The organism is Metasolibacillus sp. FSL K6-0083 (genome assembly GCF_038630865.1).
Lineage (GTDB): Bacteria > Bacillota > Bacilli > Bacillales_A > Planococcaceae > Metasolibacillus > Metasolibacillus fluoroglycofenilyticus.
Genome location: NZ_CP152046.1, coordinates 1,220,326 through 1,245,774 on the forward strand (window position 1 = coordinate 1,220,326; position 25,449 = coordinate 1,245,774).

A 25,449-nucleotide genomic window follows, 5' to 3' on the forward strand; every position below is an offset into this window, starting at 1 on the left:
ATCGCTACTGTCCAAAATGCCGGCTATGCACGGCTTTTTGGACAGCCCCAGCCCCTATTTTTAGTGAATATTTCTCTTCTTAAAGCTACCGCCGCGCACTTCGGCTACGTCTGTAATAACAATGAAGGCATTCGGGTCATGTTCTTTGACAATTGTTAAAACTTTACTTTCCTCCATTCGAGTAATGATACAATGAATCAACTCTACTGGTTCATTTGAAAATCCACCAGTACCTGACGTGTATGTGATACCACGTCCTAGTCGGTCTTGAAGTGCTTGTCCAATATTTCGTGCATTTTTACTAATAATTTGTACTGACTTTGAGCTTTCAAGCCCTACTTGAATCACATCAATAACAATTTTTGCAATATAGTATGTAGCAGCAGAGTATAATGCACTTTCCAAGCCATAAATAAAGCTTGCGCCTGTAAAAATAAAGGCATTAATAAATAAAATAACATCCCCTACCGAAAAAGGTATATTACGTGATATAAGTACAGCAAGTACTTCCGAGCCATCTAGTGCGCCACCATTACGTAAGACGATACCAATTCCAACACCGAGCAAAACCCCTCCTGATAATACGATAAGCAAAGGGTCTTTTTCACCTAAAATAGGCGCCATGCCAGACATTAATACTGCTGAAATCGATAAAGTTACAATCCCAATCGAGCTAAGTATCGCAAAAGTTTTCCCTACTTGCTTGTAGCCTAAATATATAAAAGGTAAATTTAAGACGAACAGTAAAACACCTAGTGGAACACCAAAAAGATAGTTCCCCATAATGCCGACACCTGTTACGCCACCATCAATCACCGCATTTGGAATTAATACTGCCTCTAGCCCATAAGCAGCAATCGCTGCTCCAATAATAATGAATATTGCACGGCGAATAAATTCACCTTTCGCACCTATGTCCATCCATAAACCAACTCCTCTTTCATTTTTACTTTTCTATTATTACGCAATTTGGTTATTGAGAAAAGTAAAAACGCCCCACATTAAAAATTTCTTTTGTCCATGTGGGGCTTCCTTTTTATTTTTGAATAGTAGATTGCTGTATTGCTAATAATTCTGAAATCGTTACAAATGTATAGCCTTGCTCCTGTAGTTTTGGTAAAACCTGCCTCAACGCCTCAACCGTTTGCTCGCGATTGCCTCCTCCATCATGAAATAGGATGACATCACCTTCTTTGGCACTATTCACTATACGAACGATTTTTTCTACTCCTGGCTCCTTCCAATCCTCCGTATCCAAATGCCATGACCACATCACAACTTTATAGCCTGAATCTGCAATGGCATCAATCATCGCATCCGTATACTGCCCACCAACAGGACGGAATAGCTTAGGTCTGTTCCCCGTAATTTGATATAGAAGTTCCGAAGTTTGTTCGATTTCTTTCAGTAACTTAGGTACTGTCGTCTTTAAAGGATGCGTATACGTATGATTGGCAATTTCGTGTCCATCTGTGTCTATACGCTCTATAAGCTCGGGATTTTTCTTGGCATTTTCACCAATAATAAAAAATGTAGCCTTCGCCTTATGCAATGCAAGCAAATCTAAAATCTCAGATGTATATTCTTTATGGGGACCATCATCAAATGTAAGCGCCAAAACTTTTTGATCTGTATGAATATCCCAAACAACTTGCCCCGCTTCTTCATAATATTGCCTACTGCGATTAGCGGCCGCCTCTTCCTTTGTTGTTAAAAAACTAATGATAGCCAGCAAAAGCACTAGTGATATGAATACGTATATTTTTTTCAACACGTCACATCCTATATAATATTTTATTAATAGTATTTGTAGGATGCGACAAAAAAATGCCCTTATTTTTAAAGCACTATGTAGTATTTTTTAGCAAGTGGATACGACAGATTTATCCCGTATTAACAGGCTGTAAGACCCTCACTTCAAATCAGCAGGTAAAACCAAGATGTTTAGGTGGGGAATCAAACAGCCTGTAAAAACCCGATTGGTGAAACTACCAATCAGTGGGGGATGTAGGAAAACCCCCACTGATTGAAGGTTCACTTTATCAAGCTATTTGGTAGAAGTTCACTGAGGTGCGAGACTTCTCTACCTGTATCTGTCGCCTTGCTATCGGTACAAATCAGATTTGTCGCTACGCTTTCGGTATAAAAACATACGCTTCTGCGATTACTCGTCGCAAATAAATATACTGAAAGAAGTTAAAAATTTCCCTCCTCCCTTTTTTGCATGATAAAGTTTATCATGCTAAACTTTTAATAGTAATAAAAAAGAGAGGGCGCTCGTACGTATGAAACGATTAAAAAGACTATTATTCACGCTTGGCATTGTTATTATGCTATTTGTGCTTGGAATATATGCATTACTTACTATTTTTTCTTCTAATCAATATGAACAGTCCATTCCTAAGACGATCGAAGAGGATTTAAGCGTTGAGCAGTTTATTGGCACAATCGGAGAGACTGCACGTAAGCTAGCTGCTGAAAATGATTTATATGCATCCGTTATGCTTGCACAGGCAATTTTAGAAAGTAATAAAGGACAAAGTGGGCTTGCTACTGAGCCGAATTACAATTTATTTGGTATTAAGGGCAAATATAAAAATAACTCTGTAACGTTGGAAACACAAGAGGACGATGGAAATGGTAATCTAACAACGATTTTAGATGAATTTCGGAAATACCCCTCCTATGAGGCTTCCTTGCGAGATTATGCTAATTTATTACGCAATGGTGTGTCATGGGATAAAGCATTCTATCACGCTACCTTTAAAAGTAATACTTCCTCTTATCGTGATGTGACAAGCTATTTAACAGGTACTTATGCTACCGATACAAATTATGAACAGAAGTTAAATCAATTAATTGAACAATATGACCTCACTCAATATGATTATCCAATTGAAAATAAAACAACAGTCACTGTATCAGCAGATGATTCTTTAAACAGTATTGCAGAAAGCTATAATGTGAGCATCACATCGCTGAAACAGTGGAATAAGCTCCAATCAAGCTCTTTACAGGAAGGGCAAACATTGATGATTTATGAAACGCCTATCCAATAATAAAAGTTATCTAAAAAAGCGGGCTCCAGTGGTTGTCACAATAAAGTGAAACTTCAATCAGTGGATGCTTTTCTCCACGGATTGTTAGTTAAACCAATCGGGCTTTTACGGGCAGTTGTTCTCCCACTTATCCTTTAGCATATTTTCACTCAAGCCTTAAAGTGGTCGCCTTACTGCCAGTTAATGCGGGATAAATGGTCACTATTTTCGTCGTGAAGGCGTGTCTCAAAATATTTTTTCAGACACGCCCTCTCAGACATTTCTTCATACCTTTGTTAAACGCCAGTTACGCTTTGTTGCTAAAATGCCGAGTCCACTAAAACTAATAATTGCAATTACTGTAAAGAGCAATGTCATTTGAAAATCAGCCATAATAATTGTGTCAGTCACAAAGCTTAACCCATGGTTCACTAGTTTCCAAGGTGTCCAAGTCCAAAATCCTCCAATTGCCGAGTCAACAAATAGACCGACTGGTATAAGTATAATAGCAATTGCTGCTGCCACACCTGTTTGAAATGCTGCGCTCATTGCAATTGTAATGGCCATTACAAGCACTAACCAGACACAATAGGTTAATAGCATTTTTACAAAATCATCAACGGCAACCGAGCCGAATAAAATGACTGTATAATACATACTTGCCAAATAGCCTAGTACTGCACTTACTATACTAACGATGGAAGCCATCATCCATTTACTCATAAAAATAACTGCTGCTGAAATTGGGCGAACATATAATAATGTCGCGGTTCCATTATGGCGCTCCCGACTTACAGAGCCAATAAATGCACTAATTAAAACAAGTAGCCCAATCAATTGATATTGTCCCGTTGTTGATAATAAAATATCAGCCGCAGTCAACTCAGGAAAAAGCATTTCAAAGCCTTCCGGCATATTGCCAACTGCTGCTAAAATATCTTCTATATAATAATTAGTTAATGGCTCTGTAACACCTAAAAATATAAAAACGAGTGGTATCCATAAAAATTTAAAGCTACGCCAGCTTTCTAAAAACTCTTTTTTCAGCAATACCGAAAATTGTGTCATTGCTACGCCACCTTTCTCATCAATTATGCCTCTACCGACACTTTCAGCAAGCTCTTTGCAACAGTCGTCGAGGACTCTATTTTTATCCCACAGTAACGGGCAGTAACCCCCTTACATCATGACTTCAGTGATAATCAGCTTCAGGATAGATGGGAATTCAACTGCCCGTAAAAGCTCGATTGGTTCAACTAACATTCAGTGGAAAAAGCGCCTACTGATTGAAGTTTCACTTTATAGTCAGTTAACTATTCGATTCTTGTTGTTACGCCTTTGGGGTATCCGACATTTGCTGAATCAAAATAAAAATTTCATCTAAGCTTGCTGTTACACGCTCCACTTTAACAATCTCTAATTGTTCTGTAGCCAATAATTGTAGTACTTGCTGCATCGTCTGCTGTATTGGTAAATAAACAGAAAGACCATCAAGCTGTCCTGCGTAACGCACTGCGAAATTCGCAGCCTCCTGCTCCCGGACAAATTGTATATGATATCTTGGGTCAGCATACTTTTGCTGAATTGATACTAATGAACCTTGCTCTACTAACTGTCCATTTTTCATAAATAGCACCTGATCCGTCATTTTTTCGGCATCATGCAAAATATGCGTTGAGTATAAAATCGTTGTCTGCTGCTGCAATTCTTTTAATAAATTCATTATTTCCTGTCGTCCAATAGGGTCCAGCGCTGATACAGGCTCATCTAATAGCAACAGCTTTGGCTCGTGAATAATTGCCTGGGCAATACCGAGACGCTGCTTCATTCCCCCAGAAAAAGTTGCTGTTTTTTTATGTAGTGCATCACCTAATCCTACATACTCTAGCATTTTGATACTTTTCTCTCGCAAGCCCCTTGCAGGCACGCCACTCAATTTTCCAACCATTTCTACATATTCTAAAGCCGATAGCCAAGGATAAAATTGTGGATACTGTGGTAGAAAGCCGACGCTCCCCCGTATATCCTGTACTACTTGCATCGTAACCGTACCGCTCGTTTGCTGTAACAACCCTACAATCATTGACATCGTCGTCGTTTTCCCTGCACCATTTGGACCGATAAGTGCTGTGGCGGTTAGCGGTTCTAATTCAAAGCTTACGCCGTCCACCACATTTTTCCCCACAAAGTTTTTTGTCAATTGCTCAACTTGTAATAATGTCATGCCTGTCGTCTCCCAACAATGAAATAAGCAATGGAACCTAATATACCACTAATTAAAATAAGTATTAGCCATATCCATTTCGGTCCATTAGTTGCATAAATACGCTTTAAATCAATCAATGCAACAATCATTAAAATGAACTGCACGACTAAAATTGGCGCTACTAATGCCCAAGGTATTTGTTGAAGCTCACTCACACAATCTCCTCCTCAATTTGTAAATATTGCGCTACTCTATATAGCATCTTTTGTAATCTTACATGCTGCACAACACTTGCAAAAACAGGCTGCTTTGTAATACTTGCAAGTAAATCACGCTTAATGGACTGCTCATCGCGTGGCGCTTGTGCACCGAGATGAATATTGTTGGCAATCCAATTATCTAGCAGGTAAAAATAGCTATCTCCACGTAGCTCGATTGGAAATTTAATATTTAAGCATATTTGACAATACTTCTCTAACATTTCGATTGCCTGTTGCTCACGCTGTTGCTGTATATAACCTGCCGCCGCCTGTAAATAAAAGACAAGCCCAGCATTCATATTTAATCTTTGAATTGTAAATAACTGCAACATTGCCTCAACTCGTTGAACAGTTTCATCAAAATGACTTGGATTCTCTACTTCATATTGCAATAAATTTGTAGCACTGCTAATTGTGCCAAGCATATGCTGATACATGCTCACCTGCAATATTTCCTTTGCCTTCTCTTGATTGCCACGCATCGATAGTGCCATAGCAATAAGATGCTCCGAGCCATATTGCATACGCGCCTCTTCACCTAAAATTTCTAGCACTTGCTCAAATTGCCCCTGCTCCAGTTTGACATAGGCTAACAGCATCTCTGCTTCATAAATAACCTTCACATCACTACAATGCTCCATAATGCGCTGACATAGCTCATCTACTCGCTGTAAAATCGCTCCAGAATCATCTGCCTGCTTATAATAATTCAAATATAGCTGTGCCATTTGTAGAAGAAAAGGAAAACACGCATAATATTCCGCAAGCAATTCCTCCATCTCTTGTTGTACTTCAGCAAAGCTATGCTTGTTAAATTTTTCGGCTAATGTCGCATACACTTTTCGCATATGTGCCTTTGTCATTTGTGGTTCATAGCCTAACAATGCATCAATCGTCATATTAAAATAAGTTGCGAGCTTCGGCAACAATGTAATATCTGGATAGCTCTGCCCCTTTTCCCATTTCGATACCGCTGCCTTTGACACACCTACATACTGTGCCACCTGCTCCTGTGTCACGCCTAATTCTTTTCGTTTCGTAGCTAGCTTTATAGCAAATTGAAAATGCTCCATCCTCCCGCCTCCTTACTTTCATTATAAAAAACCCTCGCCCAATTACCTAGCGAGAGTTTGTTTATTTTCGTAGAACAAGTCAACCGTTAGTTTACTCAAAATAAAGTAAAATCAACCGCTCTACCTCTTTTTTTAATGTTTGATTGGCATAGCGTATTGTTAAATCCTCACCTGATGTTGCCAGTATCACATCACAAAAATATTCATTTACTTTCACAAGTTGCACAAAGCGTATGCCTTGTTTCTTCAATAATTGCTTATGTGTCTCGTATTCTAAGCGCAATTTTTTGACGAGTTTCTCCATAATATGTGTATAAAATCTATGCATTTTTAATGTAGACAGCAGTGAAAAATCATACTGTAATGTGCGCATTGTCAGCTCTAAAATAATAAACTTATGGACCAACTGACGCTCATTGCAGTGAATCATCATACTCATCCATTAATTGTGCTGAATAAAGTGAGGAAATAGCAATTCGCTTCGTTTGCGTAGATGTTGTAACAACTAGCTCCTGCATTTCCTGCTGGTGCGCTGTAATAACACCGATGACTTCATGAAAAGACGACCCCTGCCATAAAATAAGGCAAATTATTGCCTTTGTTTGAAGAGCGTATTGCACAGTTTGTTGCAAATGCTCTAACTCCCATTCCGCACGTTCTAAAGGATACTCTTTCATCTGCTCCTTTTCTAAATTGCGCAGCATTTCCATATGCTCGCTCAGCATCATGGCAGACCATTTTTTATTCCCTCGGTCACGCAACATCACGTTCACTCCTTTATCCTATATTAACAACCTGATGAATTAAGCCTCTGCATAATTGAATTTAACAATTTACTTTATTTTAAATGTCCACCGACAAGTTGCTCACGCTGCATGGCTGTGCCACTTGTCGTAAATGATACAGCTCGCAGTAATGAGGTAGCGCCAAAACGCTCGCGAATCGCATCCATGGTATAGCCAAGCATTTGCCGTTGCTCTTTTTGCTCATCAAACAAATCGAGCTGAATACTGCCATGTGGCTGTAAATTAGATAAACGTACAGAAAGCTGACGCACAGGCTGTTCTGCAAAATGAATGTTAAATAGCTCTTTACAAGTTTCATACATTTTCATTGTTTCATTCGTCGGCTCAATCATTGTTTTAGAGCGATAAAAGTTTTTTTCCAGCGCCGAGCGGCTATAAGAAACGCCAAGCGAAACAGTTGCTCCAATATAGCCAGCCATCCTTGCTCTTTTTGCGATATCCTCGCACATCTCCAGTAAAACAATTAAAATCTCCTCATGCGTATGGTAGTCACGCATAAGCATTTGCCCTTTGCCAAAGCTCATCGGCTCCTTCGTATCTGGCTCCTCAAATGTCGATAAATCAATGCCCCACGCATGATAATACAATTGGTTTCCTATAATGCCAAACTCATCTTCAAGCATTTTAAGATTCGCATGTGCTAAATCATAAACACTAAAAATCCCTTTTTTATTTAGAGCATACTCCATACGTCGTCCAATCCCCCACATTTCCGATAGTGGAGCAATGGGCCAAAGCTTTTGTGGCACGTCCTTATAAGTCCATTTCGCAAAGCCTGTTGCTTTCGCCTCTAAATCGAGCGCTAGTTTTGCCATTAACATATTTGGACCCATGCCAACAGCGGACGGAATACCAAATTGATTGTATATCGCTTGCCGAATCGTCATCGCTGTTTCTTCTGGTGCACCCCATAGCTTCTCAGTACCTGTTAAATCAATAAAGCTTTCATCGACACTATACACATGAATGGCTTCACGCGGAACAAATTGCATGATTAACTTCGTAATTTCTATCGACATTTGTAAAAAGAAATCCATTTTCGGCTCAAATAGCTTAATGCTCGGATGATTTGGTATGTCATAACGTCTATTGCCCGTTTTAATATGGAAATGCTGCTTCATCGGTGGTGAGGCAGCGAGTACAATGCTGCCTGCTTGATGAAGATTTCCAACAATCGCAATCGGCTCCTGCTCCACATCAAGTCCTTCCAACATTGCGATACAGCTTGCATAAAAGCATTTCATATCGATACAGACAATTACGCGGTCTGGACAATTAGCATACAAATTAACCACTCCTCCAAAGAACGTTTGTTCTTATTTTACGAACATTCGTTTGTTTTTACAAGTGGTATATATAGGAAATAGGATTGTCAGAGCATATACCCGACAATCCTAAAATTACTGTATTGTACTGAATTGCTGTTTTGTCAGCACAATATAAATAGCAAAGACGATACAAGCTGAAAGAAGGAAAATATACGGAATTGGTAGCGTCTCCGCCCATACTCCTCCAATAAATAAACCAGCAGGTAGTGCAAGCTTCATAAACATAGAGGATGTGCCTGCAACACGTCCCAATAACTGATTCGGTGTTGATTCTTGACGAATGGCTAAATAAATAATATTGATAATGATTGTTGTACATGTACGAATAGCCAATAACATACCAAGCTGCCACCAGGTTGTCGCAAAAAAGAATAACAGCAGCACGAAACTATCGATTAAATAAATTGTCGTAAAAATTTTGCCGCGCGTCCATTTTCTGCGTAGAGGCTGAATAAATTTAGCACCTATAAGACCTCCTATAGCAGCAATTGAATACATAAATCCAAGCTGCTCCTTCGTTTCCTGTAGCACATCAACTACGTAAAAAACTTGCACCCCAATGACAAAGCTCGTCGCTAAATTGCTAAATAAAATAGCTATCGTCGGATAAAATAATGTTTTATTACCGAATAGCTCGATAAATCCCTCTTTCATATCGGCTAAAATAGATTGCTTATGCGCTCTTTCCGGTGTTGGTGTCGCGTCTAATAAAAAAACACTCAACCAAATAACAACTAACGAGAATGCATAAACAATAAATAAATAATCATAGGCAATAAAAACGAGCAACATCCCTGCAATTGCTGGACCTACTATTGAAAACAGCGTATTAATAAACGAAAATTTAGCCTGAATTTCAGTCATCAACGACTTCTCAAAGAGCTGTGGCACAATCGCATGTTGCGCATTCCCAAATGTATAGCTAACAGTTGCCATGAAAAAACCTAAAATATACATATGCCAAAGCTGCACGGTATCTAACAAAATAATGACAGTTAACAATGTCGCAAGCACCGCTTTAATAAAACCTGTATATTTAAGCATCCTATTGCGATTCATACGGTCAACAAGCACCCCTGCAAGCATGCCTAGCAAAATATTCGGTAAAAAATCAATCATACGCATCGTACTCATTGCCAGTGCCGATTTTGTTAAATCATATATAAAAAGTGGCAAAATAAAATTATAAAGCTGGTAGCCTATCGTTGATGCGATTGTCCCTATGTACAACAATAAAAAATTACGATTATGATATAAATTCATCTAAGCACCTCCTGCAATTTAGTGTAAAATAAAAATAGAGGAACAAAAAGTGAGCACTTTATTTTTATTGTTCACCTTTTAAAGGAGGAGCTATGTTTCAATACATTTTAAAACTATATGGGCGTTTTGAAGTCGGACAAAGTAGCACAACATCTATTGCAGAGTTAGCGCAAATATGGAGCTGCTCTGCACGCTATGCGAAGGTGCTTATAAAAAAATGTGAGGAACGTGGATGGCTAAAATGGCATACTACACAAGGTCGTGGGAAAAAGCCTACAGTGCTTTTACAGCTAACAAAGCTAGAAGCTATTTATTTAGCATTCGACCATTATTGGGAGCAGCAACAATTTAAAGAGGCCTATGCACTATTACAAGAGCACGATGTAATTTCACATCCACAAGTAGAAAATTGGCTACAGCAACGTTACGGCTTTTCAAATGAGGAGGAACGCGATGTTTTTCGCTATCCTTATCCAAATATTCAGCTTCATTATGACCCGTTAAACGGCAACTCTCGGCACGATATGCATTTTTACAATCAAATACATGAGCCTTTATTTGTTTATTGTATAGAAACAGAGCGTGTGCAACCTAATTTAGTCTACGGCTATCACACAAGCGACGCAAAAAAATGGACTTTTACATTGCGTAAAAATATTTACTTTCACAATGGAACAAAGCTCACAAGCGAGGATGTCATTGCTTCCTTAAAGCGCGCTTGTATGAGAAAACTATTACCAGAGGCGCGATTGACTGTGACAAGCCCATATCATTTTACAATAGAGCTTGCACAGCCAACAATGCTATTCCCTCGTATACTATGTAGTTATCGCTTTTCTATTATACCTGTAAAATGGATTGAAGAAGGTGCAAAAGGCATCCCGCCTGGTTGCGGTGCATTTTATATCGCTGAGAAAAATGAGCAACATATGCGACTCTCCGTATTTCCGAAATATTTTAAGCAGCGACCATGGATTGATGATGTGGATATTCTTTTTACAGAAAACATTCAACAGTTTGGCATCAGTGCACTTCCTTTTGCTGCACATATAGCACAACAAAAAATCGTTTTTCAAGAGCAGGGAGCCGATTTTATTATATTCAATGCGGCACGTGGGCCATTGCAGGATGAAAAGTATCGACGTGCATTATTTGAGGCAATTGATGCAGCAAGCTACTGCTTAACAGAAGAAGGTGAAATAATAGCCACTAGCTTTTTAACGACAAATAACAGACAACAGCAATCACCGCTTCCGCTACCGACACTTGATTTTCCTTATTTACGTATCGGTGTACAGCAAATTCGGCCACATGCCAACCATTTGCGGGAAGCACAAATTTTAAGCTCATTTTTAACAGCCCATCACATCCCACACGAATTAACACTTATGCCTTTCCATGCATCGGCAGACTATTGTGTACAGCATTACGATATTTTTGTTGGTGGTATTGCAATTGGGGATGACAAGCTACTTGGCTGGTTATATGGATTAGACAGCGAGCGCTCTCCTATTAGTGCTTTTTCTAGCAATGCGGAAGTGCAAGCATTGCTCCAGCAAGCAACTATGTGCCAAGATGACAGCCAAGCAATGAATCTGTTATATAAAATAGAAGAACACTTAATTAACACCTTTACGCTAAAATTTTTAGCACATCGCCAACACGTATTTTATATAAGAAAAGACCGTCCATTTTATAATATTCAATTCGATACACATGGCAAAATTGACTATCGCAAAATTTATCAAAAACAAATGTAGCGTCGCAATAACGAGCTTTGCCTCTTTTTGTATATAAAGTATCGAAAATAGCCTATAAATAATCCGATGACGGAGCTGTCTGAAAAGTCCATTCTTTTTGACACCTCATTGAAATAAATGTTTTCGTCGCTCCACTTTTACTGAAGGAGTACACTGCTAAAGCCAATGTTCATCCCATTTTTAAAAGAGGCGTTTTCTGTTTATATGAATCAACATTTTGCGAAACATCATCGCTACTGTCCAAAATGCCGGCTATGCACGGCTTTTTGGACAGCCCCGTCAACAAATATTTTAATTATTGTAGCTACCGTCATCGCTCAAAGTCCAAGCCATACGACTAGATAAACGGAAAATGAAAACACCTCTAGACAGCTTGTTCAAACTTAAAGTACAATTTCTAACCGCATCATGTCTACACATTGAATTCCGTTTTCAAAAATCGGCTCATCATAATGCTGGATAAAGAAATCGCGATCTACGCCAACTATGCGAAAGCCACATTTTTGATAAAGCGCAAGCTGATCAATGCTAGAATTACCTGTGCCTAGCTGAATTGTCTTATATTGTGCCATTTTTGCACTTTCAATCGCATGTAGCACAAGCTGCTTACCTATTCCCTGCCCTTGCCATTGTTCATCTACTGCTACATTGACAAGCTCTACGGTATGTGGTCTTGTTGGTAGCAACACATAAACACCAACTATTTGTCCATTACGCTCTGCCACATAACAGTATCCACGTTTTATATAATCAATTACAATTTCTTCTGATGGATCCGCTAATAAAAGCAAGTCCATCGGTAGTTGTTCATTTGCTGTGAGCATTCGAATCATTTTTATTCACTTCCTTATAAAAAAGCCGAGCTTATAGAGCAGCTCGGCTTGTGATTATTTTAATGATAAATAGGTGGACTGCTGCTTGTCAATCCATGTTTTCATCGTGCGGAATAGGAGCAGCGCAACAGTTAATATAATAATCCCTTTAATAATATTGAACGGTAAAATACCAAGTACAATTGTCTCATACATATCAAATGAGCCCCAGCCTAAGAAATAAGTATACATTGGTAAAAACACAAAATAGTTCAGTATACTCATACCAATAGACATCACAAACGTTCCTACTGCTAAACCTACTGCTAAGCCAGGAATCGTCTTGAATTTTTTATAAAAATAATAAGTTGGCAAAATGAACAAAATACCTGTTACAAAATTCGCCATATGTCCTACTGGAACACCTGTTGGGGCTCCTTTAAACAGCCAATCTAAAATATTTTTAATCAATTCTACTACAATACCAGCAACTGGTCCCATTGTAATCGCTGCAATCAACGCTGGTACATCGCTAAAATCAATTTTTAGAAATACTGGAAACCACGGCAGTGGAAAATCGAGCATCATTAATAAAAATGAGATGCTACTTAGCATTGCGATTGTTACAGTTGAACGTAACTTCAAGTTTTGCTTACGCATAAAAAATCTCTCCTCTTTGCTGATTCACTCTTGCAAGAAGAAAGGACAGTCCTATGCCATTCACGAAAAAACCCTTATACAATAAATTGTATAAGGGAGAAATAGGCAAGCTTAAAAAAGTCGTATTACTAATTTCGACCATGCTTAAAAAGCATGCTGCCAAAGCGTTTTTGTCATAAATTTCCGCATTTAAACAAGCCTATATTACCAGACTTTTTTAAAGCAAAATACGACATTTCCGAGAAATGACGACTGCGCCTTCACCTTCTCCCATCCAGACTATACTGTCGGCTTTGGAATCTCACCAAATCCTGCACCGCAAAAGCGGGCTCGCGGGCTTATGAAATACGAAAGCAATGACCTCCAAGTGAATGGTCGGAGATTGCGATTTCAATTACCGCCGGTCGGGAATTACACCCTGCCCCGAAGATGAATCAATATTAAATTTGTTGTTACACCCTCTATTATAAAAGAAACTTTTTAAAAGTAAACCCTTTTGCTTGGAATTCTTTTTATACATACCCTTACCGTTAGAAAAATCTGCGACATCCGCCGCAAATCTAACCAACACGATGTTAGTCACTCCGTCGTTATTTTAATATGGTCTTTTCTTAGACCGAGTTCCAATAATTCAGCAGGTGTTTGGACACCTGCTGAAAGAAGTTAAAAAGATTGAAATAGCCTTTTATAAAGTGAAACTTCAATCAGTAGGGTTTTCCCCACGGATTGTTAGTTGAACCAGTCGGGCTTTTACGGGCAGTTGACCTCCCACTTATCCTTCAGCCGATTTTCACTTAAGTCTGGAAGTGGGCGGTTTACTGCCCGTTAATGCGGGATAAAGTGAAACTTCAATCTGTGGAGGCTTTTCCCACGGATTGTTAGTTGAACCAGTCGGGCTTTTACGGGCAGTTGACCTCCCACTTATCCTTCAGCCGATTTTCACTTAAGTCTGGAAGTGGGCGGTTTACTGCCCGTTAATGCGGGATAAAGTGAAACTTCAATCTGTGGAGGCTTTTCTCCACGGATTGTTAGTTGAGGAGGCTTTTCTCCACGGATTGTTAGTTGAGGAGGCTTTTCTCCACGGATTGTTAGTTGAACCGGTCGGGCTTTTACGGGCAGTTGACCTCCCACTTATCCTTCAGCCGATTTTTCACTTAAGTCTGGAAGTGGGCGGTTTACTGCCCGTTAATGCGGGATAAAGTGAAACTTCAATCTGTGGAGGCTTTTCTCCACGGATTGTTAGTTGAGGAGGCTTTTCTCCACGGATTGTTAGTTGAACCGGTCGGGCTTTTACGGGCAGTTGACCTCCCACTTATCCTTCAGCCGATTTTTCACTTAAGTCTGGAAGTGGGCGGTTTACTGCCCGTTAATGCGGGATAAAGTGAAACTTCAATCTGTGGAGGCTTTTCTCCACGGATTGTTAGTTGAACCAGTCGGGCTTTTACGGGCAGTTGACCTCCCACTTATCCTTCAGCCGATTTTCACTTAAGTCTGGAAGTGGGCGGTTTACTGCCCGTTAATGCGGGATAAAGTGAAACTTCAATCTGTGGAGGCTTTTCCCACGGATTGTTAGTTGAACCAGTCGGGCTTTTACGGGCAGTTGACCTCCCACTTATCCTTCAGCCGATTTTCACTTAAGTCTGGAAGTGGGCGGTTTACTGCCCGTTAATGCGGGATAAAGTGAAACTTCAATCTGTGGAGGCTTTTCTCCACGGATTGTTAGTTGAACCAGTCGGGCTTTTACGGGCAGTCGACCTCCCACTTATCTTTCAACCGATTTTTCACTTAAGTCTGGAAGTGGGCGGTTTACTGCCCGTTAATGCGGGATAAATAGTGAACACTTCATCAAAAGCAAGAAGGTGCCTGAAAGCGGCGTATTCACATGCTATTCAGGTACCTTCTATTATATCGAGTGGTAATTCATTTGGCGCTACAGGGATTGGCTGTGGCTTTGTAAAATCAAAGGTATCCCATGCTGCTTGTATAATATTTTCAAAAACAACTTGTTGATGGAATGCGGCAGCTGTTAGCATAATAGCTTCTAGCATTTGCTTTGCTCGCCTATAATCTAGCACTTCTAAGTCCAATGGCTCTTCAAATTTTACATGGACATTATCTGTGACAGTTACGGTAAAGTTAATCCCCTCAATAATAGCGGATTCATACTGCTCTGTGCTGAATCCAACCATGCCGTAAATCGCCTCGTCTACATGTTCATATATCGCATGAGGCTGCTGTACATAATATTTTTTCCCTTGTTGTGTAAATAAATAATAGCTATAGTTTTGATTTAAAGGCACTGTTGCTGTTTCTATATTATCAGCATGGGCATTTTGCTCCAAAAGCACTTCCTCGTATTGAGGAAATGTTTCTCTTAATGTTTTGATGCTTTTTTTAGTTGAATAGCCCTCTTGATTTTCAAGTGCAATTATCAGCTCTTGTCCGCTTTCAGTAATTTCCCCTTCAATCGGATGAGTGTCCTCAAATCCGTACGCCTCTTCATCGAGCTTTGGTGCATATAAATTATACATATCAACTTGTGTAGGCTCCTCTGTACCAAAATCCTCAACAAGTTTTTCTTTTGGAATAATAATTGCAGATGGGATACTTACATCCTCGTCCCCTGCCAGACTAACAGTAAATACTTCCCCTTCACCTACTGCATCATCATAAATAGCAGTGGAATCAATCGGAGTCATTGCACGTGCTTCGGACATATCCTCCGTTGTTGAAAAAGTAGTTGCTGCCTCTTCCTTAGCTGTCTCCTTTGCAGCATCAGCTTCACTGGTATGATTGTCAACATTTGCACGATCGCTAGCGTAATTTTCCATCTCCTGTAGCGCAACATCGCTTCCCTTGTCAGTTTCTTCTCCAGTCATCGTTAAAAACATAGGAATACCAATTGCACACGTAACAGCAGCTGCTGCTACAAAGCTTGTAATACGTTTATATGAACGACGCACAGTTTTTTGAACTGGCTGCTGCTCTTCAAAAGCACCTGCAGCTTGGAGTTTTGCAAAAACATCCTCTTTGGAACGGTGGTCTTGGATTTTTGGTGCCTGCATCAAAAGCTTTTCAATATTTTCTTCATCCCATTTCGTCTTCATCACGAATTTACCTCCCTTCCATCCTGCTCTAAAATACCCCGCAATGTTTTAATTGCGCGATGCTGTGTCGTTTTCACTTTGCTCTCCGTCCAGCTTAAAATTTCAGCCGTCTCTCCAATCGACAAATCTTGAAAATAACGCATAACGATGACCATCTTTTGATCACCAGTGCATAGCTCTAATGCCTCTAGTAGCTGACGCATATCCTCACTCATTTCTAAAAATTGCTCTGGTGTACGAGCTGGAGAAACGAGCTGTTCACTTTCCCATTCAAAGGCATCAAACGTATGCCTTTCTCGCACATTATTTTTGCGAAAATAGTCGATAGCAACATTTTTAGCGATAGAAAAGAGCCATGTTTTTTCCGAGCTTTTTCCTTCAAATTTGTCATAAGCTCTCAACACACGAATATATACTTCCTGTGAAAGATCCTCTGCTATAGATCTGTTTTTCACTAAATAGATTAGGAATTGGAATACATCTTGGTGATATTCATCATATAATCGATGGAAAATGGACTCTTTCATCCATTCCACCTCCATCCTCATAAAATTAGTCGTACATCCAGTAAAAAAGTTTCATTTTATATATTGGGAATTTCTTCTTATTTTAAACTTTAAAAATTCATAGTTCACCTTCTTAAATAGATAAAGGGTGTGGGAAAATCCGATTTCCCACACCCTTTTATTCTATTACAATGGCAAATAAAAAGTAAATGCAGTTCCTTCTTTTTCAACGCTTGTTACCGCAATATTTCCATTATGTGCCTCAACGATATTGCGGGCAATCGCTAAACCTAGCCCTGTACCGCCTTTGGAGCGTGTTCGCGCTTTATCTGCTTTATAAAAACGCTCAAAAACATATGGTAAATCATCTTTTGGAATACCAATTCCTGTATCTCGCACTTCGATTTTTGCATAGGATTTTTCATAAGTTGCGGACACTGTTACAGCACCATCAACAGGTGTATGGCGCAGTGCATTGTCAACCAAGTTTGTCAACACTTGCTCAATGCGGTCTTCGTCAATATTAATCACTACATCCTCTTCGATATTCGTGATGAAGCGCAAATCTACATGCTTTTCCTTTGCTACTTGTGCGAATTTTTGCGTCATGCGCTCAAGCACAGGTACAAGTGGAATGAGATTTTTATATAAGCGCATATGTCCTGATTCCATTCGTGCTAAATCAAGTAAATCTGTGACAAGTCGTCCCATTCGCTGTGACTCATCATAAATAATTTTAATCATTTCATTGCGCTCATCTTCATCGATAACTACGCCATCTAAAATAGCTTCAGAATAGCCTTGCAGCATTGCAATGGGTGTGCGCAATTCATGTGAAACATTGGCAATAAAATCAGAGCGTAGCTTTTCTAAACGATGCTGCTCTGTTTGGTCGCGAATAACAGCTACTGCACCACGCACAAGCTCCCCACTATAAAGCGGGCTAATGGCAATGCTATAGTAGGAGCCATCCATTTCAATTTCTTCTTCAATTTTATCCTCAAAATCGAGCACATGGTCAAGCATATGATAAATTTCAGCAGGAATAGGCTTTGTGCTCTGTGCCCCTTTCGCAACAAACCATTTTTGCAAAAGTCGCTCTGCTGGCGGGTTGCTAACTAAAATCGTCCTGTCACGATTAAACGTAATTACAGCATCTGTCATCGATGTTAAAATACTCGATAGCTGCTCTTTTTCTTGGTTAATTACTTCTAAATGATGCTTCAACTGACGCCCCATTTGGTTGAAAGCAACAGCTAACTGTCCAATTTCATCATTTTGTGTTGTCGGCACTTGTGAATCGAAGCGGCCTTTTGCGATTTCAAAGGCATACTCACGCATCTTTCTTAAAGGATAAGTAATACGACTTGATAAGAAAAAGGCAAAAAACGTCGTTAAGACAAAAGCAATAAGCGCTGAAATAAAGACAATTTTTGTCGTTTCCTTACTTGTTTCATGCATGGCATCTGGATTTTGATAAATAAACACTGCACCATGTAAAGCCGCATCACCCTTTAATGGAAACGCGAGTACAACGTATGTTTCCATCTTATCTTCATTCTTTTGTGATGGTAAAATCATTTCCTGCAAAATTGGCTGGCTACTTGCATAAATATTTTCGAACGCTTTATCCTGTAAAATTTGCGCTTGTATACCCTCTTGATTAATTCCTTCTTGAATGGCATAAACAGCACCATCAGGATTTTCTACAATGAGCGCATTTGTCCCCTCGTGTAATACACTGCGAATAATTTCATAGGGTGAATTATCTGTTAAATCGCCATCAACAATGTTCGCAATTGTCGAGGCAGTTTGGCGCAATGTCTCTTCGGCCCTGGCACTATGATAATTTTCTAAAAACTCCAGCATGAACACCGTGAAGATAAATAATACAAAGGAAACGAGAAGCAATATGGTTCCCCACAGCTTCCCGACAATACTATTCCATATTCTATTCATTCACAACCTCAAATTTATAGCCTACGCCCCAAACCGTTACAATCATTTTCGCTGCGCTTTCAGACACGCGATTTAACTTTTCACGTAAACGCTTTACATGCGTATCTACAGTACGTAAATCACCGAAGAAGTCGTAATGCCATACTTCTTTCAATAATTGCTCACGGTCAAACACTTTATCAGGTGATTTAGCTAGAAAATAAAGAAGTTCATATTCCTTCGGCGTCAAATTTACTTCTACACCGTCTGCAGTAACACGATGGGCATCATGGTCAATCGTTAGATGTGGAAATACAACTAAATCTTTGGAAGTCGAGCCATTTGAAACAGGTGCAAATGCTGCTGAACGTCGTAAAATAGCTTTTAAGCGTAGCACCACTTCGCGCGGGCTAAATGGTTTCACGATATAATCGTCAGCGCCAAGCTCAAAGCCTTGTACACGGTTTGCTTCCTCACCTTTTGCTGTCAGTAAAATAATTGGTGTTGTTTTCTTTTCACGAATTTCTTCACATACTTGTAGACCATCTTTTTCAGGCATCATGATATCTAAAAGAATGCAATGGTAATCATGTTCAAATGCCTTTGTAACTGCCTCTTCCCCATTTTCAGCCTCATCTACAATATATCCTTCACGCTCTAAGTACATTTTTAATAGACGGCGAATACGATCTTCATCATCTACTACTAATACAGAAATATTTTCAGACACTGGTGTATCCCCTTTCCTACTTTCTACATCTTCTATTGTAACGTTTCAACACCAAATTGAAAAGGAAAGGAATGTCCTAATACGACATAATATCACATATTTAGCGAAACGCTTTATGATTATTTTTTCTGGTGATACTTCAAAAATAGCGAGTTGGTTAGCTTTTCTAGGGAAAGTAGCTCAAGCGTGTTAATTAGCCTTTATTTCACAGAGATTACCTAGTAATTCATTGATTTCCGTTACGGGGGATGCGGCTTCCATTAATTTATTTCGGTGAATGCCGAAATAAATAGATTTTCAGCTCGAGGTCAACACGATGTTGGTCATGGAGGCGTTGCCACAGTACGTGACGACCTTAGCCTCCTTACCTTTGATTCCAATGGAGTCGCCCCTTCACTCCAATCAACGAGTGTATGCCTATTGAAAGGCATTTCCCCCTATAAACACGCTAATAAATAGACAATATTTACATAATCAACAGGTTTGAAAATATATATTCCTCAAATACCAAAAAAGGCGAGATTTGAACAGCGCCCCCTTTACTTAGAGGAACTACTGCTAGCCTCTATGTTTTCATATTCCCAAAAGTACTCTCTGCCTCACCGAACTAACATTTTATCTAAACAGCAAACAAAAGCGTCTAAACAGCCGGCAACTGCACGGCTGTTTAGGCGCTCCTTACTATGCATATGAATGTAAGCCAGCGATAATTAGGTTAACGAACACCAAATTAAACATGATTATCGTAAAACCAATTAAAGCAAGCCATGCTGATTTTTTACCTTCCCAGCCTTTTGATAGGCGTAAATGTAAAAATGCCGCATAGAATAGCCATGTAATTAAAGCCCATACCTCTTTAGGGTCCCAACCCCAGTAGCGTCCCCATGCTTCTTGAGCCCAAATCATGGCAAATACTAATGCACCTAATGTAAACATTGGGAAGCCAATTAAAATCGAGCGATATCCGATTTCATCCATAAGTGGCGAATTTGCCTTTTTCACTAATGGTTGAAGTATTGCCGAAATTGAGCGACGTGTAATTAAGCGAATAAGCAAGTAAATAACAGTACCAAATATTAGAGAGAAAAAGACTGTTGTCAATTTTTTAGCATTCACAAGTGGAGGCATCTCTACTAATGGTTGGAATGATTGATTTTCTTTAGCCACAGGCTCATATATTTTATTCTCTGCATCAACTAGCTCTACTTCTACATATTTATTCATCCCAAAGATAGCGGGCTTATGATATTCAACTCGGCTTGTGTTACCCTCTTTATCGACATATTGATATGTTGCACTATAGCCCATTGCACCAAATGTAACAGAAGACACAACGAAGCCAATGACAAGCACTAAAGAAAACATAACTGCTTCTAAGAAAAAGCGTTCCTTTGAAGCTCTTTTCACATCTACATGCTTTAATAAATAAACTAATCCTGCAACGGCGCTAATCGCTAATACAGCTTGAGAAAGAGCAGCCGTAATAACATGAATTGTTAGCCAATGACTTTGTAATGAAGGAACTAATGGACTAACCTCTCTTGGGAACATCGCAGCATAGGCAATAATTATAATAGCAATTGGCAATGCTACAACCCCGATTACAGCTACTCTGTACATAAAGTAGCTTCCGATAAATGCCCCAACAATAAACATACCTAATGCTGTCGTAAATTCAAACATATTACTTACAGGTGCATGTCCTGTATACATCCAGCGTGTAATAAAGTAGCCAATATTTGAAACAAAGCCAATAATCGTTATCGTAATGGCTAGCTTGCCCCATTTCTCAGCAGAGGCTGGTGCATTTTTTACTTTTGATGGTTTAATTGCACCACCAAACAAGATTGTAGCGATTAAATAACAAATGAATGCAGCATATAATAGATAGCCGCTTAACTGAAGTAAACTCATAAGGAGTTGTCACCTTCCTTTTCCTTTTGTTCTTGTTCTTTTTCTACTTGGTCCACGTATTGTGGTAAATAAGCATGTGTTGTAACAGCGTCTAAGTCTTTTTTCATGCTGAACCAGTTTTTATTTGTATGTGCAGCAAGACGCACTGTCCCATCCTCTAACTGCTCCACCCATAAACGACGGTGGCTCCAATATGAACCGATGACAACACCTAGCATAAAGATGAAGCCCCCAACAAATAAAATTGGAATCGATTTATCTTTGCGAATCGTCAAGCCGGACATATTGCGTGTTTCCACACTAGCAAACTTCATTTTATATTGATTATCTCCTAATGGCTCTAATGTTTCGCGAATCGCCACAAAGCTCGTTTCACCCTCTGGCGTTTCAGGTGTAAACATACGGAAAATAAATGCCGGATTATTTGGATATGGTGTAGCCGTTTGTGGCACACCATCCTTAAAGCCTGAGAAATCCGGCAAATAAGAAACAAGCTCTACTTTTGTTTGCTCATCGATAATATATTCTTTTTGCGGATTCGTTAAATCGATACTTACTTCACCTAACGATGCTTCAGTTGCTTTATTTTGCAATTCAAAATTCATAACTTTTAATTCGTTTAGGCGATAGTCCATTTGATAGATAGCATAGTCATCATGCTTTAATGGATGATTGACACGAATTTCATAGGATTTCACTTCCTCTAAATCCGCTGTTTGTCCAGGAACGGCACCTTCTTGTTGCTTATAGAGCGTTACATTTGTTTGGAAGTTTTTCGCAACAACATTGACGCCTTGGCGTAACTGTTCGCCTTGCGGGTCGTTATCATACGTTTCTAAAATAAATTTATCGCTGTATAAAAGATAGCCGTCCATTCCATCAATGGCACGTGTCTCACCCTCGCGTAGCCACATCGACTCATCAACATAAAAGCCTGGCAATAAGCGTAGCATAACGGCACCTAAAAAAATAATTAACCCAAGATGATTAATATACGGACCATAACGTGCAAAGCGTCCTCTTTCTGCAAATAATGCATTGTCCTCACGACGTACCTTGTATTTTAATTGCTGCATTTGCTGTTCAATTAAATCAAGCGTTTTATCCGCTTGCTCAGCAGGCTGTCCTTCTGCTACGACGCGCTGACGTTTCATAAAGCTCGTATGACGCTTTACTCTCTGATTTGTTAAAGAGCGATGTAACGGAATACCTCGGTCAATACTTGCTACAATAATCGAAATAGCTAGCATTCCAACAATTACTTGGAACCACCAAGATGAATATAAATCGGACAGACCTAAACTATAATAAAGCGTTCCGATTGTTCCATAGACATCTTTGTAATATGCTGCTTTTTCAGCATCTGTTGCAACATTCACATAAAATTCCTGTGGGAAAATCGTTCCGATTGACGCTGCAATAAGCGTAATAATAATTAAAGTAACCCCTACTTTAACGCTAGAGAAAAAGTTCCAAATTTTATCGATAAGCGATTTATTACGCGTTTTAGAGCGAATTGCAATACCGTCATAACGCATATCAACTACTTGTTTTTCCTGCTCCTCTACCGTTAACGGTCGTCCACATTTTTCACAAAGCTTTGTGCCAATTGGATTTTCATGCTTACAAGTACAAATGATTTTTTCCATCTGTCAAACTCCTATTCCGGTTTAATGGATTCCATATATGAAGCGATATCTGCCTCACTCATTTCACCGGTAATAATTTTTTTCACTTTCCCGTCTGGTGTCACTAAAATCGTCGCAGGCAAAGCTGCTCCTACGTTATATGCTTTTTGCACACTTCTCGTTTTATCAATAACAACAGGGAAATCGACCCCTAAATTAGAAATGAACCTTTGCACTTCAAAATCAGATTGCGCAATATTAACTGCTAACATTTCAACACCCTGACTTTTATATGCATCGTATTGGCGGTCCATCGCTGGCATTTCACGCTCACATGGAGGACACCAAGTACCCCAGAAGTTTAAAAACACACCTTTTCCTTCATAATCTGATAAGCGATGTGTTTCACCGTTTAAATCAACAAGCTCGAAGTCAGGCGCTTTCGACCCTTCCTTTAGCATTTCCACTTTATCTTTTGTCGCTGTCGTATAAACCGTATAAACAATTGCAGCGAGTAATACACCTAAAATAATACCGCGCATAATTGAACGCTTTTTCTTTTTTTCCATTTGCGTATAACCCTCCTCACACAGTCTACTCCCGCCTATTATTATAACAAATAACAAATTTTTAATATAAAGCACTTTTGAATGAATTATGAACGTTTACTCAATCTTCCCTGTTTCAGCCAATACACGCAGCAATTTTACTTCATGCTTTGTCAGTTCTCGGTACTCTCCTGGGCTTAAACCTGTTAAATCTAAAAAAGCAAAGCGCTCTCGCTTCAGCTTTACAACGGGCGTTCCTATTGCTTCAAACATTCTACGCACTTGGCGGTTTTTCCCCTCATGAATAGTGATTTCACAAATCGCTTTGCCCGCCTGCTCATCAAATGATGTCATGCTTACTTTTGCTGGAGCCGTCTTGCCGTCCTCCAATTTAATGCCGCGCTGTAGCTTTTTTAAGCCTTCGATTGTCGGCACACCTTTCACACGCGCAATATATGTTTTGTCAATTTTAAACTTAGGGTGTGTTAACAAATAAGAAAACTCCCCATCATTTGTTAACAACAATAAGCCCGTTGTATCGTAATCTAAGCGACCTACTGGGAATATGCGTTGATGCACATGTTTTTTAAAAATATCCGTTACCGTTTTACGTCCTTTATCGTCTGTTACTGCCGAAATATAGCCTCTTGGCTTGTATAATAGGAAATACACTTTATCTTCCTTCTCAAGCTTTACACCTTCTACCTCAATTGTATCAGAGTTAGATACTTTCGTACCCAGCTCCTTGACAACTTTACCGTTTACCTTTACTTTTCCTTCTACAATTAGCTGCTCTGCTTTACGACGGGATGCCACACCCGCATAAGCAATCACTTTTTGTAATCGTTCCATAAGATCACCTCATTGATTGATTGTTCGAAAACCCTTTCATTTGCGCCTGAACCTGTTGAAAATTATGTCACACTTTGCGCCATTATTAAAGAAAAATAGCTTTATTTCACATTTAGACGTGACAAATTTGTCACATGATAAAGCTCCAAGTAAAAAATCAGCACCTTTCATGTGGTGGTGATGCTGATTTTCTATATTTGGCTAACGCTTTTTCAATTAATTTATCCTTACTTATAGTTAACTTGGAGATTTCGCAATTTATCTATGCCTTTGATTGAGTACCTTTAGCCCCAATAAGTAATCGTATCGAAAAGGCCAACAATAATGAGTAATCCCCCTGCTATTTGTTGAAGTAGTCTTCCGATTTTCATGCTTTTTTTCATTACTAAGCCCTTTACATCAAAATACCAGATGAGATATAAAACAATTAATAATGGAATTGTTGTTGCAATACCAAAAACGGCTGGCAATGCTAAGCCGTAAGAGCTTGAAGCAATGATGGGCATAAGCCAGACAAAAAAGATGACGAACATTGTTGGACAAAATGCAATCGCAAAACTAGCGCCTAATAAAAATGAGCCGAATTTCCCCTGCATTAGTTTCAATGGCATATGACTTGTTATGCGATTTAAAAACTTTAATTTTAAAACGCCCATCAGCACGAGTCCAGTAAAAATTAACAATGGACCAATGCCCTTTCGAAACAACGGAAAATATGTTGTTAATGCTGTTTCAAATGCTTGACCAAATAGCCAAGCAAATAATCCAATTATACTGTACACAACTACTTTACCAGCAATAAATGAAGTAATAATGCCTAAGCTAGCATTCTTTTGAATCGTGCGGTTACCATACAATGTAATGGCACTAATATTCCCCGTAAGTTGGCACGGAGCGACTGCACCAATTAGCCCTAGTAACAGTGCAGCAATAATTGGCGAATGATTATATGAATTTAAAAATAAAGATAACGGCTCACTCAACATTTGACCTATTTGAGACAAAAAACTCGACATTTCA

General features: G+C 39.2%; 24 protein-coding genes and 1 riboswitch. Of the genes, 3 read left to right on the plus strand and 21 right to left on the minus strand.

Going from position 1 to position 25,449, the window contains the following annotated elements; all coding sequences use genetic code 11:
• Nucleotides 1-60 precede the first annotated feature (60 nt).
• Both MHB51_RS05855 and MHB51_RS05860 read right to left on the minus strand, forming a co-directional pair.
• Entirely contained in the window at nucleotides 61-921 is an 861-nt protein-coding gene (locus tag MHB51_RS05855; RefSeq protein ID WP_342559204.1) for a YitT family protein, read from the minus strand.
• Between the two features lie 115 nt (nucleotides 922-1,036).
• Nucleotides 1,037-1,771: a polysaccharide deacetylase family protein gene (locus MHB51_RS05860; RefSeq protein WP_107942383.1), complete on the minus strand. Its 735-nt coding sequence runs from the start codon at nucleotides 1,769-1,771 to the stop codon at nucleotides 1,037-1,039.
• Nucleotides 1,772-2,285: 514 nt separating this feature from the next.
• Here MHB51_RS05860 and MHB51_RS05865 point away from each other — a divergent pair.
• Complete coding sequence (locus MHB51_RS05865) at nucleotides 2,286-3,059, plus strand: glucosaminidase domain-containing protein (protein ID WP_342559205.1); 774 nt, start codon at nucleotides 2,286-2,288, stop codon at nucleotides 3,057-3,059.
• 264 nt (nucleotides 3,060-3,323) lie between these two features.
• Here the strand turns inward: MHB51_RS05865 and MHB51_RS05870 are convergent, their stop codons facing one another.
• The 8 genes from MHB51_RS05870 to MHB51_RS05905 all read right to left on the minus strand — a co-directional run bounded on the left by MHB51_RS05870 (nucleotide 3,324) and on the right by MHB51_RS05905 (nucleotide 9,974).
• Nucleotides 3,324-4,106: an ABC transporter permease subunit gene (locus tag MHB51_RS05870; protein WP_066170983.1), complete on the minus strand. Its 783-nt coding sequence runs from the start codon at nucleotides 4,104-4,106 to the stop codon at nucleotides 3,324-3,326.
• A 262-nt stretch (nucleotides 4,107-4,368) separates the two neighbouring features.
• Nucleotides 4,369-5,262, minus strand: a complete 894-nt coding sequence (locus MHB51_RS05875; RefSeq protein WP_342559206.1) for an ABC transporter ATP-binding protein — start codon at nucleotides 5,260-5,262, stop codon at nucleotides 4,369-4,371.
• Complete coding sequence (locus tag MHB51_RS05880; protein ID WP_066170990.1) at nucleotides 5,259-5,459, minus strand: PLDc N-terminal domain-containing protein; 201 nt, start codon at nucleotides 5,457-5,459, stop codon at nucleotides 5,259-5,261. The genes MHB51_RS05875 and MHB51_RS05880 overlap by 4 nt, the downstream gene beginning before the upstream one ends.
• Nucleotides 5,456-6,577, minus strand: coding sequence for a helix-turn-helix transcriptional regulator (locus tag MHB51_RS05885; RefSeq protein ID WP_342559207.1), 1,122 nt, complete (start codon nucleotides 6,575-6,577; stop codon nucleotides 5,456-5,458). Before MHB51_RS05885 ends, MHB51_RS05880 begins: the two co-directional genes overlap by 4 nt.
• Before the next feature lie 91 nt (nucleotides 6,578-6,668).
• A complete protein-coding gene (locus tag MHB51_RS05890; RefSeq protein WP_342559208.1) occupies nucleotides 6,669-7,016 on the minus strand; it encodes an aconitate hydratase in 348 nt (115 codons plus the stop codon).
• Nucleotides 6,991-7,341 (minus strand): YolD-like family protein, encoded by a 351-nt coding sequence (locus tag MHB51_RS05895; RefSeq protein WP_342559209.1) that lies wholly within the window; start codon nucleotides 7,339-7,341, stop codon nucleotides 6,991-6,993. Before MHB51_RS05895 ends, MHB51_RS05890 begins: the two co-directional genes overlap by 26 nt.
• A 74-nt stretch (nucleotides 7,342-7,415) precedes the next feature.
• Nucleotides 7,416-8,669, minus strand: a complete 1,254-nt coding sequence (locus MHB51_RS05900) for a UV damage repair protein UvrX (RefSeq protein WP_342559210.1) — start codon at nucleotides 8,667-8,669, stop codon at nucleotides 7,416-7,418.
• Between the two features lie 114 nt (nucleotides 8,670-8,783).
• Nucleotides 8,784-9,974, minus strand: coding sequence for an MFS transporter (locus MHB51_RS05905; protein ID WP_342559211.1), 1,191 nt, complete (start codon nucleotides 9,972-9,974; stop codon nucleotides 8,784-8,786).
• A gap of 92 nt (nucleotides 9,975-10,066) precedes the next feature.
• Here MHB51_RS05905 and MHB51_RS05910 point away from each other — a divergent pair, with 92 nt between their 5' ends.
• Together MHB51_RS05910 and MHB51_RS05915 are read left to right on the plus strand one after the other, a co-directional pair.
• Nucleotides 10,067-11,734: an ABC transporter substrate-binding protein gene (locus MHB51_RS05910; RefSeq protein ID WP_066171006.1), complete on the plus strand. Its 1,668-nt coding sequence runs from the start codon at nucleotides 10,067-10,069 to the stop codon at nucleotides 11,732-11,734.
• 165 nt (nucleotides 11,735-11,899) lie between these two features.
• Nucleotides 11,900-12,079 (plus strand): hypothetical protein, encoded by a 180-nt coding sequence (locus tag MHB51_RS05915; RefSeq protein WP_342559212.1) that lies wholly within the window; start codon nucleotides 11,900-11,902, stop codon nucleotides 12,077-12,079.
• 38 nt (nucleotides 12,080-12,117) lie between these two features.
• Here the strand turns inward: MHB51_RS05915 and MHB51_RS05920 are convergent, their stop codons facing one another.
• The 11 genes from MHB51_RS05920 to MHB51_RS05970 all read right to left on the minus strand — a co-directional run bounded on the left by MHB51_RS05920 (nucleotide 12,118) and on the right by MHB51_RS05970 (nucleotide 25,445).
• A complete protein-coding gene (locus tag MHB51_RS05920) occupies nucleotides 12,118-12,567 on the minus strand; it encodes a GNAT family N-acetyltransferase (protein ID WP_342559213.1) in 450 nt (149 codons plus the stop codon).
• 54 nt (nucleotides 12,568-12,621) lie between these two features.
• The gene (locus tag MHB51_RS05925) at nucleotides 12,622-13,206 is read right to left on the minus strand and encodes an ECF transporter S component (RefSeq protein WP_066171012.1); all 585 of its coding nucleotides are present in this window, start codon (nucleotides 13,204-13,206) and stop codon (nucleotides 12,622-12,624) included.
• Nucleotides 13,207-13,464: 258 nt separating this feature from the next.
• A riboswitch (FMN riboswitch) is annotated at nucleotides 13,465-13,641 on the minus strand.
• Between the two features lie 1,454 nt (nucleotides 13,642-15,095).
• On the minus strand, nucleotides 15,096-16,313 hold the full coding sequence (locus MHB51_RS05930) for a hypothetical protein (RefSeq protein ID WP_342559214.1): 1,218 nt from the start codon (nucleotides 16,311-16,313) through the stop codon (nucleotides 15,096-15,098).
• Complete coding sequence (locus MHB51_RS05935; RefSeq protein WP_342472780.1) at nucleotides 16,313-16,840, minus strand: RNA polymerase sigma factor SigX; 528 nt, start codon at nucleotides 16,838-16,840, stop codon at nucleotides 16,313-16,315. Before MHB51_RS05935 ends, MHB51_RS05930 begins: the two co-directional genes overlap by 1 nt.
• A gap of 165 nt (nucleotides 16,841-17,005) precedes the next feature.
• On the minus strand, nucleotides 17,006-18,778 hold the full coding sequence (locus tag MHB51_RS05940; protein ID WP_066171022.1) for an ATP-binding protein: 1,773 nt from the start codon (nucleotides 18,776-18,778) through the stop codon (nucleotides 17,006-17,008).
• Nucleotides 18,771-19,487 carry a response regulator transcription factor gene (locus tag MHB51_RS05945; protein ID WP_066171025.1) on the minus strand — a complete coding sequence of 239 codons (717 nt, stop codon included), beginning with the start codon at nucleotides 19,485-19,487 and terminating at the stop codon, nucleotides 18,771-18,773. The genes MHB51_RS05940 and MHB51_RS05945 overlap by 8 nt, the downstream gene beginning before the upstream one ends.
• 681 nt (nucleotides 19,488-20,168) lie before the next feature.
• Nucleotides 20,169-21,401 (minus strand): c-type cytochrome biogenesis protein CcsB, encoded by a 1,233-nt coding sequence (gene ccsB, locus MHB51_RS05950; RefSeq protein ID WP_107942374.1) that lies wholly within the window; start codon nucleotides 21,399-21,401, stop codon nucleotides 20,169-20,171.
• Nucleotides 21,398-23,050, minus strand: a complete 1,653-nt coding sequence (locus MHB51_RS05955) for a cytochrome c biogenesis protein ResB (RefSeq protein WP_342559215.1) — start codon at nucleotides 23,048-23,050, stop codon at nucleotides 21,398-21,400. Before MHB51_RS05955 ends, ccsB begins: the two co-directional genes overlap by 4 nt.
• A gap of 11 nt (nucleotides 23,051-23,061) precedes the next feature.
• Complete coding sequence (gene resA, locus MHB51_RS05960; RefSeq protein ID WP_066171039.1) at nucleotides 23,062-23,598, minus strand: thiol-disulfide oxidoreductase ResA; 537 nt, start codon at nucleotides 23,596-23,598, stop codon at nucleotides 23,062-23,064.
• Nucleotides 23,599-23,694: 96 nt separating this feature from the next.
• Nucleotides 23,695-24,429 (minus strand): pseudouridine synthase, encoded by a 735-nt coding sequence (locus MHB51_RS05965; RefSeq protein ID WP_066171043.1) that lies wholly within the window; start codon nucleotides 24,427-24,429, stop codon nucleotides 23,695-23,697.
• A 284-nt stretch (nucleotides 24,430-24,713) separates the two neighbouring features.
• Nucleotides 24,714-25,445, minus strand: coding sequence for a sulfite exporter TauE/SafE family protein (locus MHB51_RS05970; RefSeq protein WP_342559216.1), 732 nt, complete (start codon nucleotides 25,443-25,445; stop codon nucleotides 24,714-24,716).
• Nucleotides 25,446-25,449 lie beyond the last annotated feature (4 nt).